At 62.5% G+C, this 15,159-nt stretch carries 15 protein-coding genes; all 15 read right to left on the reverse strand.

Translation table 11 applies throughout. The features are described from left to right. Nucleotides 1-6 precede the first annotated feature (6 nt). The gene (locus LKX83_RS24400; protein WP_227885446.1) at nucleotides 7-2,106 is read right to left on the reverse strand and encodes a chemotaxis protein CheA; all 2,100 of its coding nucleotides are present in this window, start codon (nucleotides 2,104-2,106) and stop codon (nucleotides 7-9) included. After that, nucleotides 2,097-3,656 (reverse strand): protein-glutamate methylesterase/protein-glutamine glutaminase, encoded by a 1,560-nt coding sequence (locus tag LKX83_RS24405; RefSeq protein ID WP_227885447.1) that lies wholly within the window; start codon nucleotides 3,654-3,656, stop codon nucleotides 2,097-2,099. Before LKX83_RS24405 ends, LKX83_RS24400 begins: the two co-directional genes overlap by 10 nt. Nucleotides 3,657-3,690: 34 nt before the next feature. Then, complete coding sequence (locus LKX83_RS24410; RefSeq protein ID WP_227885448.1) at nucleotides 3,691-4,554, reverse strand: MinD/ParA family protein; 864 nt, start codon at nucleotides 4,552-4,554, stop codon at nucleotides 3,691-3,693. Continuing rightward, on the reverse strand, nucleotides 4,547-6,070 hold the full coding sequence (gene flhF / locus LKX83_RS24415; protein ID WP_227885449.1) for a flagellar biosynthesis protein FlhF: 1,524 nt from the start codon (nucleotides 6,068-6,070) through the stop codon (nucleotides 4,547-4,549). Before flhF ends, LKX83_RS24410 begins: the two co-directional genes overlap by 8 nt. Beyond that, nucleotides 6,067-8,100, reverse strand: coding sequence for a flagellar biosynthesis protein FlhA (flhA, locus tag LKX83_RS24420; RefSeq protein ID WP_227885450.1), 2,034 nt, complete (start codon nucleotides 8,098-8,100; stop codon nucleotides 6,067-6,069). Before flhA ends, flhF begins: the two co-directional genes overlap by 4 nt. 45 nt (nucleotides 8,101-8,145) lie before the next feature. Further along, nucleotides 8,146-9,246 (reverse strand): flagellar biosynthesis protein FlhB, encoded by a 1,101-nt coding sequence (flhB, locus tag LKX83_RS24425; RefSeq protein WP_227885451.1) that lies wholly within the window; start codon nucleotides 9,244-9,246, stop codon nucleotides 8,146-8,148. A 37-nt stretch (nucleotides 9,247-9,283) separates the two neighbouring features. Beyond that, nucleotides 9,284-10,072 (reverse strand): flagellar biosynthetic protein FliR, encoded by a 789-nt coding sequence (gene fliR / locus LKX83_RS24430; protein ID WP_227885452.1) that lies wholly within the window; start codon nucleotides 10,070-10,072, stop codon nucleotides 9,284-9,286. 7 nt (nucleotides 10,073-10,079) lie between these two features. Then, nucleotides 10,080-10,349, reverse strand: a complete 270-nt coding sequence (fliQ, locus tag LKX83_RS24435) for a flagellar biosynthesis protein FliQ (RefSeq protein WP_227885453.1) — start codon at nucleotides 10,347-10,349, stop codon at nucleotides 10,080-10,082. Between the two features lie 33 nt (nucleotides 10,350-10,382). Next, entirely contained in the window at nucleotides 10,383-11,093 is a 711-nt protein-coding gene (fliP, locus tag LKX83_RS24440; RefSeq protein ID WP_370639124.1) for a flagellar type III secretion system pore protein FliP, read from the reverse strand. A gap of 38 nt (nucleotides 11,094-11,131) precedes the next feature. Further along, nucleotides 11,132-11,665, reverse strand: a complete 534-nt coding sequence (locus LKX83_RS24445; protein ID WP_227885455.1) for a flagellar biosynthetic protein FliO — start codon at nucleotides 11,663-11,665, stop codon at nucleotides 11,132-11,134. 17 nt (nucleotides 11,666-11,682) lie between these two features. Then, complete coding sequence (locus LKX83_RS24450; RefSeq protein WP_227885456.1) at nucleotides 11,683-12,045, reverse strand: response regulator; 363 nt, start codon at nucleotides 12,043-12,045, stop codon at nucleotides 11,683-11,685. A 24-nt stretch (nucleotides 12,046-12,069) separates the two neighbouring features. Then, on the reverse strand, nucleotides 12,070-13,329 hold the full coding sequence (fliY, locus tag LKX83_RS24455) for a flagellar motor switch phosphatase FliY (protein WP_227885457.1): 1,260 nt from the start codon (nucleotides 13,327-13,329) through the stop codon (nucleotides 12,070-12,072). Further along, a complete protein-coding gene (fliM, locus tag LKX83_RS24460; RefSeq protein WP_227885458.1) occupies nucleotides 13,319-14,320 on the reverse strand; it encodes a flagellar motor switch protein FliM in 1,002 nt (333 codons plus the stop codon). The genes fliY and fliM overlap by 11 nt, the downstream gene beginning before the upstream one ends. A 72-nt stretch (nucleotides 14,321-14,392) precedes the next feature. Then, nucleotides 14,393-14,881 (reverse strand): flagellar basal body-associated FliL family protein, encoded by a 489-nt coding sequence (locus tag LKX83_RS24465; RefSeq protein ID WP_227885459.1) that lies wholly within the window; start codon nucleotides 14,879-14,881, stop codon nucleotides 14,393-14,395. After that, nucleotides 14,878-15,111, reverse strand: a complete 234-nt coding sequence (locus LKX83_RS24470) for a flagellar FlbD family protein (RefSeq protein WP_227885460.1) — start codon at nucleotides 15,109-15,111, stop codon at nucleotides 14,878-14,880. Before LKX83_RS24470 ends, LKX83_RS24465 begins: the two co-directional genes overlap by 4 nt. Nucleotides 15,112-15,159: the final 48 nt, after the last annotated feature.

The following is a 15,159-nucleotide window of genomic DNA, read 5'->3' on the forward strand; positions in this document are numbered from 1 at the left end:
CTTCCATTATTTGATTAACGCGTTCGGGTCGACGATCAGTGCCACTTGCCCGTCGCCAAGGATGGTGGCGCCGGATACGACGTCCAGGTTCGTCAAGTACTTGCCCAGCGTCTTGAGCACGATCTCGCTCTGCCCGATCAGCTCGTCGACGAGCACCGCGGCCAGCTTGTCGCCTTTGCGGATGACCAGCATCTCGGTTTCCTGCTCGCCCTCGTCCCGATAATCGGGGGAATCGAGCAACTGCGCCAGCGAGACGACCGGGATGATCGCCTTGCGGTACTCGATCATCCGGCTGCCGTGCACCTCGCGGATGTCCGTCCGCTTGGCGATCGCCGTCTCGACGATGGAAGACAGCGGAAAAGCGTATTTCTCGGAGCCCAGCTTGACTAGCATCGCCGAAATGATCGACAGCGTCAGCGGCAGCTGGATGGAGAACTTCGTGCCGGTGCCCGGATTCGAGGTGACCGACACTTGGCCGCCCAGCGATTCGATTTTCGATTTGACGACGTCGAGCCCGACGCCGCGGCCGGAGATGTCGGAGATTTTGTCTGCCGTGCTGAAGCCCGCAGCGAACAGCAGCATGTTGATCTCGTCGTCGCTCAGCTTCTTCGCCTCTTCGGCGGAGACGACGTCCCGCTTGATCGCGATTTCGAGCACCTTGGGACGGTTGATCCCGCGGCCGTCATCCTCGATCTCGATGAAGACGTGGTTGCCGCTGTGGAAGGCGCGCAAGTGAACCGTACCCGACTCGCTCTTGCCCGCCGCGATACGATCTTCAATCGGCTCTACGCCGTGGTCGACCGAGTTGCGGATCAAGTGGACGAGCGGATCGCCGATCTCGTCGATGACCGTCCGGTCCAGTTCGGTTTCCGCACCGGTGACGATCAGGTCGACCTTTTTGCCGAGCGACTTGGCCAGATCGCGGACCATGCGCGGAAAGCGGTTGAACACGCTGTCGACCGGTACCATGCGCAGCTTCAGCACGATGTTTTGCAGATCGCTGCTGACGCGGGCCATATGCTCGACCGTTTCCGTCAGGTCGTTGCGGCGCACTTCCGAAGCCAGCTGCTCCAGCCGGACCCTGTCGATCAGCAGCTCGCTGAACAGGTTCATGAGCGAATCCAGACGGTCGATATCGACCCGGATCGTGCGAGGAGCGGCGCTGCCTCCGCCTCCGGACGCCGCAGCCGCGGGACGGGCGCCGCCTTCCGGCGCCGCCGGTCGGTTGGCGGGAGCGGCGGCGGGCGCCGCTGCAGGCGCCGCGGCGGCCGCAACTTCCTTCATCGCCTGCATCGCCTCTTGGTTCGACGCTTCGCGCGACTGGTCCAGCTCGGCGAGCGATTCGAGATCTAACGGTGCGACGACAACCGATTCCAGCTCCGAGACGCGGTTTAGCGTCTCCTCGAGCTGCTCCTGGTCAATCCTGGAGATATAGTAGACCGAGAAGCTGCGGTCGAATTGCTCCTGTTCGATCTCCTGAACGGACGGATGCGACTTGACGACTTCGCCGTTGCGCTCCAGCGCGTCGAACACCATATAGGCGCGAACGGCCTTCAGCAGGCAGTCGCTGCGGATCGTCACTTCGATATGGAATACCGGGTTGCCGTTTTCGATCGATTGGCGCAGCACGGACAGCTGGTATTGGTCGAGCAGCATGTGCGCGGCCACGAGCGACAGCTCCGACGATGCGGCGCCTCCCGCTTCCGCGGGCGAAGCGGCCGCGGGCTCGCCGCTGACGATCGCCTTCAGCTGCGCGACCAGGCCGGCGACGTCTCCGCTGCCGGTGCCCCCGCCGATGATATCCTGGACCATCGCTTCGAGCGCGTCCAGGCATTGGAACAGCGTATCGAAAATGCCGCCGTTCATTTTGAGCTTGTCGTTGCGCACGAGGTCGAGCACGTTTTCCATTTCGTGCGTGAGCGATGCCAAGTCTTCGAAGCCCATCGAGGCGGACATGCCTTTGAGCGTGTGGGCGGACCGGAAGATGACTTGGACGATGCTGATGTCTTCGGGCGCTTGCTCGAGCTTCAGCATGTTTTCGTTCAACGCTTGCAGATGCTCGCCCGCTTCGTCGATAAAGATGGACAAGTACTGATTCATTTCCACTGGCCGACACCTCCTGATTGGTCATCCGTGCGTTGCCCTGCCGGGCTTCGCCGGCTTACCTGTTGCGCGAGCAGCCCCGCAATCTGCTGCAGCTTCGCTACTTGCGCCGCAGCTCCGCATTCGATCGCAGAGCGCGGCATGCCGTAGACGACGCACGTCTCCTCCGCTTCCGCGATCGTCGAGACGGCCCCTCCGTCGCGCAGCGCCTTCATGCCTTTGGCGCCGTCGCTCCCCATTCCCGTCATGAGAACGGCGTGGCGCCGGAGCTCGGGGAACGCAAGGAGCGATTCGAACAGGACGTCGACGGACGGGCGGTGGCCGCTGACCGGCGCTTCTTCGGAGAGCGCGATGCGGTAAGCGCCCGACGCGTCCTTTGCGAGCGACAGATGCCAGCCGCCGGGGGCGAGGTACGCCTCGCCTGCGCGGACGGGCTCGCCATCCCGCGCTTCGCGGACCGGGATCTTCGCGAACGATGCTAGACGCTGCGCGAGCGAAAACGTGAATTTCGGCGGCATATGCTGCACGATCAACACCGGCGCCGGGAAGTCCGCCGGCAAATTCGCGATGACCTCGTGCAGCGCGCGCGGGCCGCCGGTCGACGTGCCGATCGCGACCACGTCGGTGAACGCCGCGCTTCGGACCTGCGCCGCAGCAGCCTCGGTTCCGCCCGTGCGGGCGGCGGGTGCGGGCGACGACGGCCGCTCGGCGCGCGGGGGCTTAGCGGGACGCGCCGTCCGGGCGAGCCCGCTTTCGGCGGCCGGGACTGCCGGAGGAACGGGCGCGCCGGACGCCTTGCGCGAGGCGGGCCGCGGCGTGCCGGGCTCGTCCGGCCGCTTTCTCGCCGCCGGACCGGTCTGCGCCGTGCCGCCCGCTGCGGCGGCGCGAGGTGCTGCACCCGGCTTCGGCGAGGGCGGCGCCACGGTCCCGGCGGGCGGCTCGCCCGCCTTCGGTGCCGGACTTGCCGCTCCTTGCGGCTTCCGGTCCGGTGGCCTCGATTCGGTCGGCTTCGGTTTGGCCGGCCCCGGCACAGGCGGCGGCGCTGCGGTCGAAGGCGCCGACGGCGGCCGCTCATGGGTGGCAGGCTCCGCGGCGGCGACCGGCTCGTCCGGGTCCTCGAAAGGCGCCGGCAGCCGCATGGCGCCCGATTGCGCCATCTCGGCGGCGTCGTGCAGCTTTTCGAGAAGCTGCTCGCCCACCTGCCTGATGTCCAGCTTCACCGAGCCGTCCGGCTTGCGGATGAAATCGATCGCCCCGTACTGGAGCGCGCGGATCGTATCCCTCGTGCCGCGGTCGGTGACGGCCGACATCATGATGACGGGCGTCGGACGCTCGGCCATGATCCGGCGAAGCGCCTCCAGGCCGTTCATCGCGGGCATCTCCAAATCCATCGTAATGAGATCGGGTCCGAGCTCCCTCGCCCGCTCCAGCGCTTCGGCGCCGTCTTTCGCGGTGCCGACGACGCGGAACGCGCCATCCGCCGCGATCAGGTCGCTCACCACTTTTCGCATGAACGGGGAATCGTCGACCACCAGCACTTTGAACGCGTTCATGCGGCTCCCCCTTTTCGACGTCTAAGTTGTTGGTTCAGCTCCACAATTTGCGCATTCGCTGCAAGAAGCCTTTGAGGTTGCGTTCCGGCGCGCGCGGCTCGGCGCGTACGTACGCGGCTGCGATGCCGTCGATCCCTCGGGCCGCCGGACAATCGGGATAGGCGATCGACAGCGCCGTCTGCCGCTTGACCGCCCGAGAGACATGGCCGTCGTCCGGAACGAAGCCGAGCAGCGGCAGCTCCAGCTGCAGGTAGGTCTGCGCGACCTGCCGAATGTTGTCGGCCGTCTGCCGTCCTTCCCGCTCGCCTTCGACGCGATTGACGACGAGGCGGAACGCGGCGTCCTGTCCCATCTGCCGCACCATCTTCATGAGCGCGTAGGCGTCCGTAATCGAGGTCGGCTCCGGCGTCGTGACGACGATCGTCTCGTCTGCGGCGCCGATGAAGCGGAGCGTTTCCTTGGAGAGCCCCGCGCCCGTATCGAACAAAAGGAAGTCCACGTGCCCGTGAAGCTTGGCGATTTCCCCGGTGAAGTAGTCGAGCTCCGCCTCGCTGAGCCGGATCAAATCCCGGAAGCCCGAGCCTCCGGCAATGAATTGCAGGCCGCCCGGCCCGGACTGGATGATCTCCCAAATCGACTTTTCCCGCTTTAGCAGGTGGAACAGGTTGTACTTCGCAGGCGTCCCCAGCAGGACGTCGATGTTCGCCATGCCGATGTCGGCATCGAACAGGAGCACGCGGTATCCGCGATTCTGCAGCGCAAGGGCGAAGTTCAGGCTGAAGTTCGACTTGCCGACGCCGCCCTTGCCGCTCGTCACCGTGACGATGCGGGTGGATCGGGCACCGCCGAGCTCGCGGGAATGGACGAGATGGCGGAGCGCTTCGGCTTGATCATGCATCGGCGGCGTCCCCCAGCAGCTTCGCGATCAGTGCATCCGCATCGAACCTGCGAATGTCGTCGGGCACGGTCTGTCCGAACGTGACGTACGGGATTTGGAACCCGAATTCCATCACGAGGTTCAGCATCGCGCCGTACGAGTCCGTCTCGTCCATCTTCGTGAGCAGCAGCCGGTGGACGCCGTAGCGCGCGAAGTTCTCGGCCACCTGCCGCATGTCGCCGTATTTGTGCGTAAGGCTCAGGACGAGAAACGTCTCCGCCTTCTGCCCTGGCGCCAGCAGGCTGTTCACTTCGGAGACGAACAGCTCGTTGCGGTAGTTGCGGCCGGCCGTGTCCATGAACAGCAGATCGCGGTCCTCCAGCTTTTTGTAAGCGCGGGTCAGCTCAGAAGGCGAAAAAACGACCTCGAGGGGCACGTTCAGGATGTCTGCGTACGTCCGCAGCTGATCGACGGCCGCGATCCGGTACGTATCCGCGGTGATGAAGCCGACCGACCGCCGATGGACGAACGCCTGCTCGGCGCCCAGCTTGGCGATTGTCGTCGTCTTGCCGACGCCGGTCGGACCGACGAAGTTCACGATCTTCGTCTCCGCCGACAGCCCGTCGTCCGCGGCCGGCGCCAGCCATTCGCGGAGCAGCGCCGCCCCCAGCGCATAAGCCGTTTCGTCGTTCGACCCAGCCTCCGCCTCGTTCCGCTCCGCGAGCCGGGCGGTGACCGCCTCGGCGAACTGCTCGACGTAGACGGGCTCGACGCCCTGCACGGCCAGCCGGCGAGACAGCGCGAGGACCGCCTCGGGCATCGCGCGCTGGGACTGCTCCCGGTTCGCCCGCTGCATATACGCCTTCAGCTCGCGCAGCTCGGCGAGCAGCGCGGCCGTCTCGGTCGCAGCATCTCCGGCCGGCGGTGCCGCCGTCGCTTTCGTTGGCGCGGACGGCATCTTCGCCGCCGCGGCCTCCGTATGGGCCGCGCCGCGCAGGCTGTCCGACAGGACGGCCGCGAGCTGCGCCGCCATCGACGCCCCTTCCCCGGAGGCCCGCGCTTCGCCCGGCCCGGCCGCCGTCCTCGCGGACGGCCGCTGCGCGGGCTCAGGCGGTTCCGTCTGCCCCGGGCTGGCCTGCGGCCGGGCTAGCGGCGCGGCTTCCGCGCTGCCGCCGTACCGCTGGCGGATCGCGCCCGGCGGCAGTAGCGGCGCCTGCCGGGCCTCCTCCGCCGGCGGATCGTCCGCCAGCACGGAGGCCGCCGGAGGCTTCGTCGCCGGCAGCGGCGGCCGCTGCGCGCGCTCGGCCGCGGACGAAGGCGCCGCGGGCCGGCTCATGGGCGCGCGGTAGGACGGCTTGGCGGCTTCCTTCTCGTCGACCGCGGCGATCACCTCCACACGTTTCTTGCGGAACATGCCAAGAAATCCGCCCGTGCGGATTTCTTTGGTGTTGAGGATGACGGCGTCGGAGCCGAGCTCGCTGCGGATGAGCTGCACGGCTTCGGGCAAATCGCCTACCAAATATCGTTTGACCTTCATGCGTTCACCACCCCGACGCTTTGCACTTCGATGTTAGGCTCCAGTTCGCTGTAGGACAGCACTGGAATATCTTGCAGACTGCGTTCGATCAATTGGCGCATGTACATCCGGATATTCGGCGACGTCAAGATGATCGGCTGCTGTCCGGACTGCAAGGTCTTGTTGATTTGCTCGCTCAGTTTGTTGTAGATCGATTGCGTGGAGGACGGCTCCATCGCCAGATAGCTTCCCTGATCGGACTGCTGCACCGCCTCCGCGATTTTCTTCTCGACGCCGGGGCTGACCGTGATGACCTTGAGCGGCTCGCTCGGATTCGCGTACTGCTGCGTAATCTGGCGCGACAGCGCCTGCCGCACGTATTCGGTCAGGACGTCGGGGTCCTTCGTGTACTTGCCGTAATCCGCCAGCGTCTCGAAGATGGTGACGAGGTCGCGGATCGAGATTTTTTCCTTCAACAGCTTCGCAAGCACCTTCTGGATGTCGCCGATTGTGAGGATGTTCGGGACGAGCTCGTCCACCAGCGTGGCGTAGCTCTCTTTGACGCTGTCGACCAGCGATTTCGTCTCCTGGCGGCCGATGAGTTCGTGCGCGTAGCGCTTGATCACCTCGGTCAGATGCGTCGCGACGACCGACGGCGGGTCCACGACCGTGTAGCCGGCGAGCTCCGCCCGCTCCTTCGTCGCTTCGTCGATCCAGAGCGCCGGCAGCCCGAAGGCGGGCTCCTTCGTCGGGATGCCGGTAACCGACTCGTCCTCGAAGCCGGGGCTCATGGCCAGGTAATGATGCAGCAGCAGCTCGCCGCGCGCGACCGTGTTGCCCTTCATCTTGATGACGTACTCGTTCGGCTTGAGCTGAATGTTGTCGCGGATGCGGATGACCGGGACGATAAGTCCCATCTCGAGGGCGCACTGGCGCCGGATGAGAATGATCCGGTCGAGCAGGTCGCCGCCCTGCTGCGTATCGGCCAGCGGGATGAGCCCGTAGCCGAACTCGAATTCGATCGGATCGACCTGCAGCAGGCTGATGACGCTCTCGGGGCTGCGGACCTCTTCGATCTGCTTCTCCTCGACGAGCAGCTCTTCCTCGTGCTGCCGCTTCGCCAGGTTGCGTTGGAGCCGGTAGCCCGCGATCGCGAGGATGGCGGCGTACGGCACCGTCGCCAGAAAGCCGATCGGCGTCGCGATGCCGAGCAGCATGACCGTGCCCGCCACGATGTACAGCAGCTTCGGATAGCGAAACAGCTGCGTGGACAAATCCTGTGCCATGTTGCCTTCCGAAGCGGCGCGGGTGACGATGATGCCAGTCGCGGTGCTGATGAGCAGCGCCGGGATCTGGCTGACGAGACCGTCCCCGATACTGAGGATGGCGTACGTGTTCAGCGACTCGTTCAGCGACATGCCGTGCATGGCCATCCCGATGATGAAGCCGCCGATCAGATTGATGACGACGATGATGATGCTGGCGATCGCGTCCCCTTTGACGAACTTGCTCGCGCCGTCCATCGCGCCGTAGAAGTCGGATTCCTTCTCGATCTTCTCCCGGCGCTCGCGCGCTTGCGTCTCGTTGATGAGGCCGGCGTTCAGGTCGGCGTCGATGCTCATCTGCTTGCCGGGCATCGCGTCGAGGGTGAATCGTGCGGCGACTTCGGCGACGCGCTCGGAACCTTTGGTGATGACGATGAACTGCACAATGACGAGGATGAGAAAGACGATAACCCCGATCGCGATCTCCCCGCCGGCGACGAAGCTGCCGAACGTGGAGACGACGTTGCCTGCATCATGGTCCCGGAGGATGAGACGTGTCGTCGATACGTTTAGCGCCAGCCGGAACAGCGTCGTGATGAGGAGCAGCGTCGGGAAGATCGAAAAATGGATCGCGTCGCGCGTGTTCATGGAAATCAGAAGAATCATGAGCGCGGCCGAGATGTTGATGATCAGCAGCAGATCCAGCAGATGCTTAGGGATAGGGACGACCATCATCAGGACGATGCCGATGATGCCGACAAGAATGCTTAAGTCCCGGATTTTCATTGGCGTTCCCTCCCTCTCACGTTGATGCGCCTGACGCGCCCTCGCTTACACTTTCCTGCGGCCTTTGAGCCGATATACATAGGCCAGCACTTCCGCGACCGCCTGGAACAGATCCGCGGGGACGACGTCCCCGATCTCCGTCCGTTCGAACAGCGCGCGGGCGAGCGGCTTGTTTTCCATCGTGACGACGTCGTTCGCCTTGGCGATCTCCCGAATCCGCAGCGCCAGGTAATCCTGGCCCTTGGCGATGACGCGCGGCGCGTCCATCCGGGTGCTGTCGTACTGCAGCGCCACGGCAAAGTGCGTCGGGTTGGTGATGATGACGTCGGCTTTGGGCACTTCCTGCATCATCCGCATGAGCGCCATGCGCCGCTGCCGTTCCTTGATCTTGCCTTTGATGAGCGGATCGCCCTCGGCGTTTTTGAATTCGTCCTTGATGTCCTGCTTGCTCATCCGCAAGCTTTTCTCGTATTCGTACTTCTGATAGTAGTAGTCTCCGATCGCCAGAACGAACAGCATCGAAGCCACGAGCAGCGCGAGCCGCGCGGTGAGGCTGGCCGCAAACGAAAAGACGTCTTCGACGGGCACGTGGGACAGCGCCATGATGCGGTCCCTCTCCGCCCAAATGACGAGATAAACGACGAGAGCGACGGCGGTCAGCTTGAGCGAGCTCTTCGCAAATTCGACGAGCGAACGCGTCCCGAACAAGTTTTTCACGCCGCTGATCGGGTTCAGCTTGTTGAAGTGCGGCTTCAGCGTCTCCGTCGTGAACAACCATCCGATCTGCGCGTAGCTGGCAGCCAGCGCCACGACGAAGGTGGCCACGAGGATCGGCGCCAGGATCAACAGCATCTGCACCGCGTACTTGGCGAACATCGCGAACGCGTTCGCTTTGGTGACTTCCATCGATAACCCGTTGCGGAACGTATCCGCGAACAAGCCGAACACCCGTTCATGGAAGAAGGAACCGAGCATGAGCATGACCGACAGGACGGCCACCAGAATGAGCGAGCTCGCGATCTCCGGGCTTTTGGCAACCTGGCCTTTTTCGCGGGCTTCGCTGCGCTTTTTGGGCGTCGCCTTCTCCGTCTTCTCCCCCGCGAACAGCTGCAGGTCGAGCCGCAGCAAGCGGCGGTCGCGGTTCATTCGGGTATCCTCCTTCGCGAGCGGCTTCCCGGTCCGTTCACGGCTGGGTGGCCTTCATGATGACGAAAAGCTTCTCGAGCGCCCCGAACATACGGTCGAACACCATCTGAAACAGCGTGCCGAATCCCGGCATGAGCAGGATGAGCAACGCCAGGCCGACGAGAATTTTGACCGGAATGCCGATGACGAACACGTTGTACTGCGGCGCCGTACGAGCCAGCAGTCCGAGCCCGGCGTCGGTCAGAAACATCGCGACGACGAGCGGCGCGGCGATCTGCAGCGCCAGAAGAAACGTATCCGCGAACGTGCGGGCGAGAAAGTCCGTCATCCTGCCCTCGTAAACGGTATGGAACAGTTGCCCGTCGAGCGGCAGCCATTTGTAGCTGTCCATGATCGCGCCGATCAGGTAATGATGGCCGTTGATGGACAGAAAGACGAGCGTCAGCAGCATGAACTTCAAGTTGCCCATGATCGGCGCCGACGCGCCCGTGAGCGGGTCGACGATGTTCGCGATGCCGAATCCCATTTGAATATCGATGAAGGCGCCCGCCGTCTGCACGACGGTAAAAAACAGGTAAGCGGTATACCCGATCACGAGACCGGCGAGCACTTCCTTCAGAATCGCCAGGATGTACGCTCCGTCCAGCGGCACGGGATTATCGAAACCGACCGTCAGAAAGACGACGATCGAAATAAAAAACGCGAGTCCGACTTTAAAGGTCTTCGGGATCGTCCGCGTCGAAAAGACCGGGGCGACCATCAAAAACGAGGCGATTCGACAGAGCACGAGCATAAAGGCAGGGAACACCTGCATCACCGTGTTCATGCGCGCCTCAACCGATATAGTTGGCGAGATTGCCCAGCAGGTGGGTCGTAAAGTCCACCATCGTATTCAGGATCCACGGACCGAACACGAGCAGGGCGACGAAGACGGCGATGATCTTGGGGATAAACGCCAGCGTCTGCTCCTGAATCTGCGTCGTGGCCTGAAAGATGCTGACCAGCAATCCGACGATCAAGCCGATCCCGAGCATCGGGGCGCTGACTTTCAATACCGTATACAAGGCCTGCCCCGCCAACCCGATGATGAATTCGGCGCTCATTCCATTCCCTCCCAGTGTCGTCCTCGCTTTTAATCAGGTCTGAAAGCTTTCGAGCAGCGATTTGACGATGAGGTACCAGCCGTCGACAAGCACGAACAGCAAAATCTTGAACGGCAGCGAGATCATGACGGGCGGCAGCATCATCATCCCCATCGCCATGAGCGTGCTGGCCACGACCATATCGATCACGAGGAAGGGAATGAAGATCATGAAGCCCATCTGGAACGCCGTCTTCAGCTCGCTGATCGCATAAGCCGGGACGAGTACGGTAATCGGGATGTCCTGGTAGGAGTTCGGCTTCTCGGTCTTCGTGTACTTCATGAACAGGAGCAAATCCTTCTCCCGCGTGTGCTTGTACATGAAGGCTTTCATCGGCACCGCCGCTTTTTCCAGGGCCTCCGTCTGACTGATCTGGCCCTTCAGGTAAGGCTGCAGCGCCTGGTCGTTCACCTGCGTGAGCGTCGGCGACATGATGAACAGCGTCAGAAACAGCGCGAGTCCGATGAGCACTTGGTTCGGCGGCATCTGCTGCGTGCCGAGCGACGTCCGGACAAATCCGAGCACGATGACGATTCGGGTGAAGCTCGTCATCAGAACGAGAATGGCTGGCGCCAGGCTCAGCACCGTAATCAGCAGCAGCAGCGACAGCGAGGAAGCCCCGATCGGCTCTTTGCCGTCGCCCATCGTGATGCTGATCGCCGGACTGCCTTCGGCGAACGCCGTGCTGCCGGCGTAAAGCATCATCGCGATCATGGCCGACATACTTGCGGCTAACTTCTTCTTCATGGTTCTTCCGTCCGATCTTCTGTTCGGCTGTCCGAGAGCATCTGGCCGACCTTCTGCCGGCGTTCCGACAGCTGGCGCAGACGATTCTCCAGCGTTTGTTCGAAGCTGGGCGCCTGCGGGGACGCCGTCGGTTCCTCCGGCGCGGTGCCGGACCGCCTCCGGTCCGCCCACTGGCGCAGCCAGGGAGGCAGGCCGGGCTTCGCCTCCGCGTTCGCGACGTCTTGCGCCGCCAGGAGCGCCGCGACCTGTTCCGGATCGCTGATGCATTCGATCAGCGTGACGTCGTCTCCGACGCCGAGGACGTAGATGCGGCCGTTCCATTCGACGATCTGCATCGACTTGTTCGTCCCGAGCGGGAGGCCGCCGAGCGAGCGAAGCGAGCGGTTCATCCACCAGCCCCGGTTGCGCTTGCCGACGAACCGAAGCAGGAAAACGATGGCGACGACCATCAATGCGAGGACGAACAGTACCCACAGAAGATCCCAGGAGGACGTCCCGGCGTACTCGCTCGCCATTCTGGTTGCGGGCATTCGTCGAACGCTCCCGTCTAGCCGAGCGTCTTCTTGATGGCTTCGATGACGCGGTCCGCCTGGAACGGCTTCACGATGAAGTCCTTCGCGCCCGCCTGGATGGCGTCGATGACCATCGCTTGCTGCCCCATCGCCGAGCACATGATGACTTTGGCGTTCGCGTCGAGCTTGCGGATTTCCTTGAGCGCGGCGATGCCGTCCATTTCGGGCATCGTGATGTCCATCGTGATGAGATCCGGCGTCAGCTCTTTATATTTCTCGATCGCTTGAGCGCCGTCTTGCGCCTCGCCGACCACCTCATAGCCGTTTTTCGTCAAAATGTCACGGATCATCATGCGCATGAATGCAGCGTCGTCTACGATCAAAATGCGGTTTGCCATATCGGGTTCCTCCCAGTGAGTACGTTATTGGATTTTTTGGACGCGATCCCATTGGCTGACGATATCGGTCACGCGGACGCCGAAATTTTCGTCGATGACCACGACCTCGCCTTTGGCGATCAATTTGTTGTTAACCAAGATGTCTACGGGTTCGCCAGCCAGCTTGTCCAGCTCGATGATGGAGCCTTGGGACAACTCCAAGATATCCTTGATTTGTTTCTGGGTGCGCCCCAGCTCGACCGTCACGCGCAGCGGGATGTCGAGCAGCAGGTTCAGGTTCGTTTCGTCGACCGCGCCGGGATGTCCGGCGGAGAAATTCGCGAACTGGACGGGCTGCACGCTCACGTTGCGGTGGGCGGCCCCTCCGAGCGCTTGCGGCTGCGCGGGCGGGCCCGCGTAAGCCGGTTGCGCGTAAGCCGGCTGCGCCTGCGGCGGCACGGCGGGCGACGGCGTCTGCGGAGGCGCGTAAGCGGCCTGCTGCGCCGGAGGCGGCGTCTGCGAGGCTTGCTGCGCCGAAGGCGGCGGGCTGTACGCCGGAGGCGCTTCGTAAACCGTCTCGTACGCGGGCGCGGCCTCCTCGGCCGCGGCGCCCCCGATCAGGGAGGAAACGAGCTCCTTGGCGAACGGCACCGTGATGAGCTGCATGATCGTCGAATCGATCAGATCGCCGATCTTGAGACGGAACGAAATTTTGACGAACAGTTCCTCGGGCGGAATGTTCTCCGTGCCGGTATTGTTCTTCACGTCCATCACGTCGATCGCCGGCGGCGAGATGTTGACGAACCGGTTGAAAATCGTCGACATCGACGTTGCGGAGGAGCCCATCATCTGGTTCATCGCTTCTTGGACGGCACTCACGTGAATCTCGTTGAGTTCCTCCGTTTGCACGTTGCCTTCTCCGCCAAGCATGAGGTCGGCGATCACCTGCGCGTCGTGCGCCTTGATCACGAGCGAGTTGATGCCTTCGAAGCCCGACACATAGTGCACATGAACGGCGACGTGAGGCTTCGGGAATTCGCTCACGAACTTGCCGCGAGAGATCATGGACACTTGCGGCGTCGTGATGTCGACCTTGCGGCCGAGCAGGGTGGACAGGGCCGTGGCCGCGCTGCCGAAGGTGATGTTGCCGATCTCTCCGAGCGCGTCCTGCTCCAGCGCCGTCAGGTAATCTTCGACCCGCAGTTCGCCGTCCGGATAGGCGGCGGTCGCTTCCGGCTGTTCGCCGGACGATTGCCTCAGCAGCGCGTCAATTTCCTCCTGGGACAGGTAATCTTTACTCGTCATACCCTTCTTCCACTCCTTCGCTGACGATCTCGTCGATCTGAACCGCCATTTTATCCCGCACCGTGCCCGGGCTGCCGATGAACTTGAGCTTGTCGCCCACCTTGATGTCCAGGCCGCTGCCGGTGCTCTTATGTAATGCAATCACGTCGCCGACGGCGAGATTCAGGAACTCGTGCACGGAGATTTTCGAGGATCCCAGCTCTGCGATGACCGGCAGCTTCGCCTTCGAGACGCGCTGCTCCAGATGCCTTTGCTCTTCGGGCGCCCGCGTCTTCTTCTGCGAGACGAACCAGTGATGAACGGAAAGCTTCGGCATGATCGGCTCGATGACGACGTGCGGAATGCAGAGGTTGATCATCCCGGTCGTGTCGCCGATCTTCGTGCTGAGCGAGATGAGGGCGATCGTCTCGTTCGGGGAGACGATCTGCATGAACTGCGGATTCGTCTCGAGCGCCTCGAGGCGCGGCTCCAGATCGAGGACCGTTTTCCAGGCTTCCTGAAGCGTCTCCAGCGCGCGGCTGAAAATTTTCTCCATGATGATCGTCTCGATCTCGGTCAGGCTCCCGATCTTGGTCGGCGCGGAGCCCGCTCCGCCAAGCAGCCGATCCAGCATCGCGAAGGCGACGTTGGGGTGAACCTCGAGCACCATCCGTCCTTCTAGCGGTTCCGCTTCGAAGATGTTCAGGATCGTCATTTTCGGAATGGAGCGGATAAACTCGTCGTAGGGCAGCTGCTCGACCTGCACGACGTTGATCTGGACGAAAGTCCGCAGCTGCGCTGAAAAATAGGTCGTCAGGAAGCGGGCGAAGTTCTCGTGGATCCGGGTCAAGCTCCGGATATGATCCTTGGAGAAGCGGACCGCCCGTTTGAAGTCGTAAGCCCTGACTTTTTTCTGCGTATCTTCCTTGCGAAGCTCCTCCGCGTCCATCTCTCCCGAGGAGAGTGCCGCCAGCAGGGCGTCGATCTCATTTTGTGAGAGCACGTCAACCATTTTCGTCCCCCCTTTCCCGAGGATTCGGATGCTAGGCTAGTTATGCGATGCCGTGAGACGGAATGCGAAACGCTAGAGTTGCTGCATCAGGAAGTTCGTAATGCCGATTTTCGTGACCTTCCCTTTGGTCAGCACGGGGTTGATCTCGTTCAGCAGCGTGGCCAGCAGGGTGTCTTTGCCTTTGCTGCCGCCTTGCAGCTGCTCTGGCGTCACGTCCCACAGGATGCGGTTGACGATCGGCTTGACGAGCGGGTCTTTCACTTTATCGAACTCTTTCTTCGCGGCCTCGCTGTCCAGTTGGAACGAGAACCCGAAGATGACGATGTAGTTCGTATCCGAAATGTTCGTCTTAATATCATTCAATTCGGATGTGACCTTGATCATCTCGTCGCCGGAGATCTGCTCGGCCTTCACGTTTTTCACGCTATCCTGGGCTTCCGCTTGCGCGTTCTTGGCGCCCGAGTCGCCTCCGAATAAGGTCGACCAGGAGTATATGCCGACGAGGACGATGAGCGTAATCGCTAGCAGCAGAGATACGAGCCAAGGCAACATTTTTTTCATGACGATGCTCCCTCCGAATGCGCGTCCGGCGGACTTGCGAGCGCCGCCATGACGCCGATACTGCGCAAATAGTGCCGGATGGAACGGATCACATCCGAAGAATTTTCCATGACGATGTACTTCTTGCCGGACGTCAGCGTAATCATCGTGTCCGGGGTTTGTTCCACGGTTTCGATCAATAGCGCGTTGATATAGAACTGGCTGCCGTTAAGCCTCGTGACAGCGATCATGAGGATCCCTCCGCACCTACCGGGAGGGAGGCTCCCTCCCGGATCGGG

It is taken from the genome of Cohnella baijiui (assembly GCF_020731285.1).
GTDB lineage: Bacteria > Bacillota > Bacilli > Paenibacillales > Paenibacillaceae > Cohnella.

Bases quoted from the DNA above. Each gene is read 5' to 3' on its own strand.
- LKX83_RS24465 (WP_227885459.1), bottom strand. From the start codon at position 14,881: ATGAAAAAAATGTTGCCTTGGCTCGTATCTCTGCTGCTAGCGATTACG.
- LKX83_RS24450 (WP_227885456.1), bottom strand. From the start codon at position 12,045: ATGGCAAACCGCATTTTGATCGTAGACGACGCTGCATTCATGCGCATG.
- LKX83_RS24470 (WP_227885460.1), bottom strand. From the start codon at position 15,111: ATGATCGCTGTCACGAGGCTTAACGGCAGCCAGTTCTATATCAACGCG.
- LKX83_RS24410 (WP_227885448.1), bottom strand. From the start codon at position 4,554: ATGCATGATCAAGCCGAAGCGCTCCGCCATCTCGTCCATTCCCGCGAG.
- flhB (WP_227885451.1), bottom strand. From the start codon at position 9,246: ATGAACCGCGACCGCCGCTTGCTGCGGCTCGACCTGCAGCTGTTCGCG.
- fliY (WP_227885457.1), bottom strand. From the start codon at position 13,329: ATGACGAGTAAAGATTACCTGTCCCAGGAGGAAATTGACGCGCTGCTG.
- LKX83_RS24445 (WP_227885455.1), bottom strand. From the start codon at position 11,665: ATGCCCGCAACCAGAATGGCGAGCGAGTACGCCGGGACGTCCTCCTGG.
- LKX83_RS24405 (WP_227885447.1), bottom strand. From the start codon at position 3,656: ATGAACGCGTTCAAAGTGCTGGTGGTCGACGATTCCCCGTTCATGCGA.
- flhF (WP_227885449.1), bottom strand. From the start codon at position 6,070: ATGAAGGTCAAACGATATTTGGTAGGCGATTTGCCCGAAGCCGTGCAG.
- fliP (WP_370639124.1), bottom strand. From the start codon at position 11,093: ATGATGCTTTACGCCGGCAGCACGGCGTTCGCCGAAGGCAGTCCGGCG.
- fliQ (WP_227885453.1), bottom strand. From the start codon at position 10,349: ATGAGCGCCGAATTCATCATCGGGTTGGCGGGGCAGGCCTTGTATACG.
- fliM (WP_227885458.1), bottom strand. From the start codon at position 14,320: ATGGTTGACGTGCTCTCACAAAATGAGATCGACGCCCTGCTGGCGGCA.
- flhA (WP_227885450.1), bottom strand. From the start codon at position 8,100: ATGAAAATCCGGGACTTAAGCATTCTTGTCGGCATCATCGGCATCGTC.
- fliR (WP_227885452.1), bottom strand. From the start codon at position 10,072: ATGAACACGGTGATGCAGGTGTTCCCTGCCTTTATGCTCGTGCTCTGT.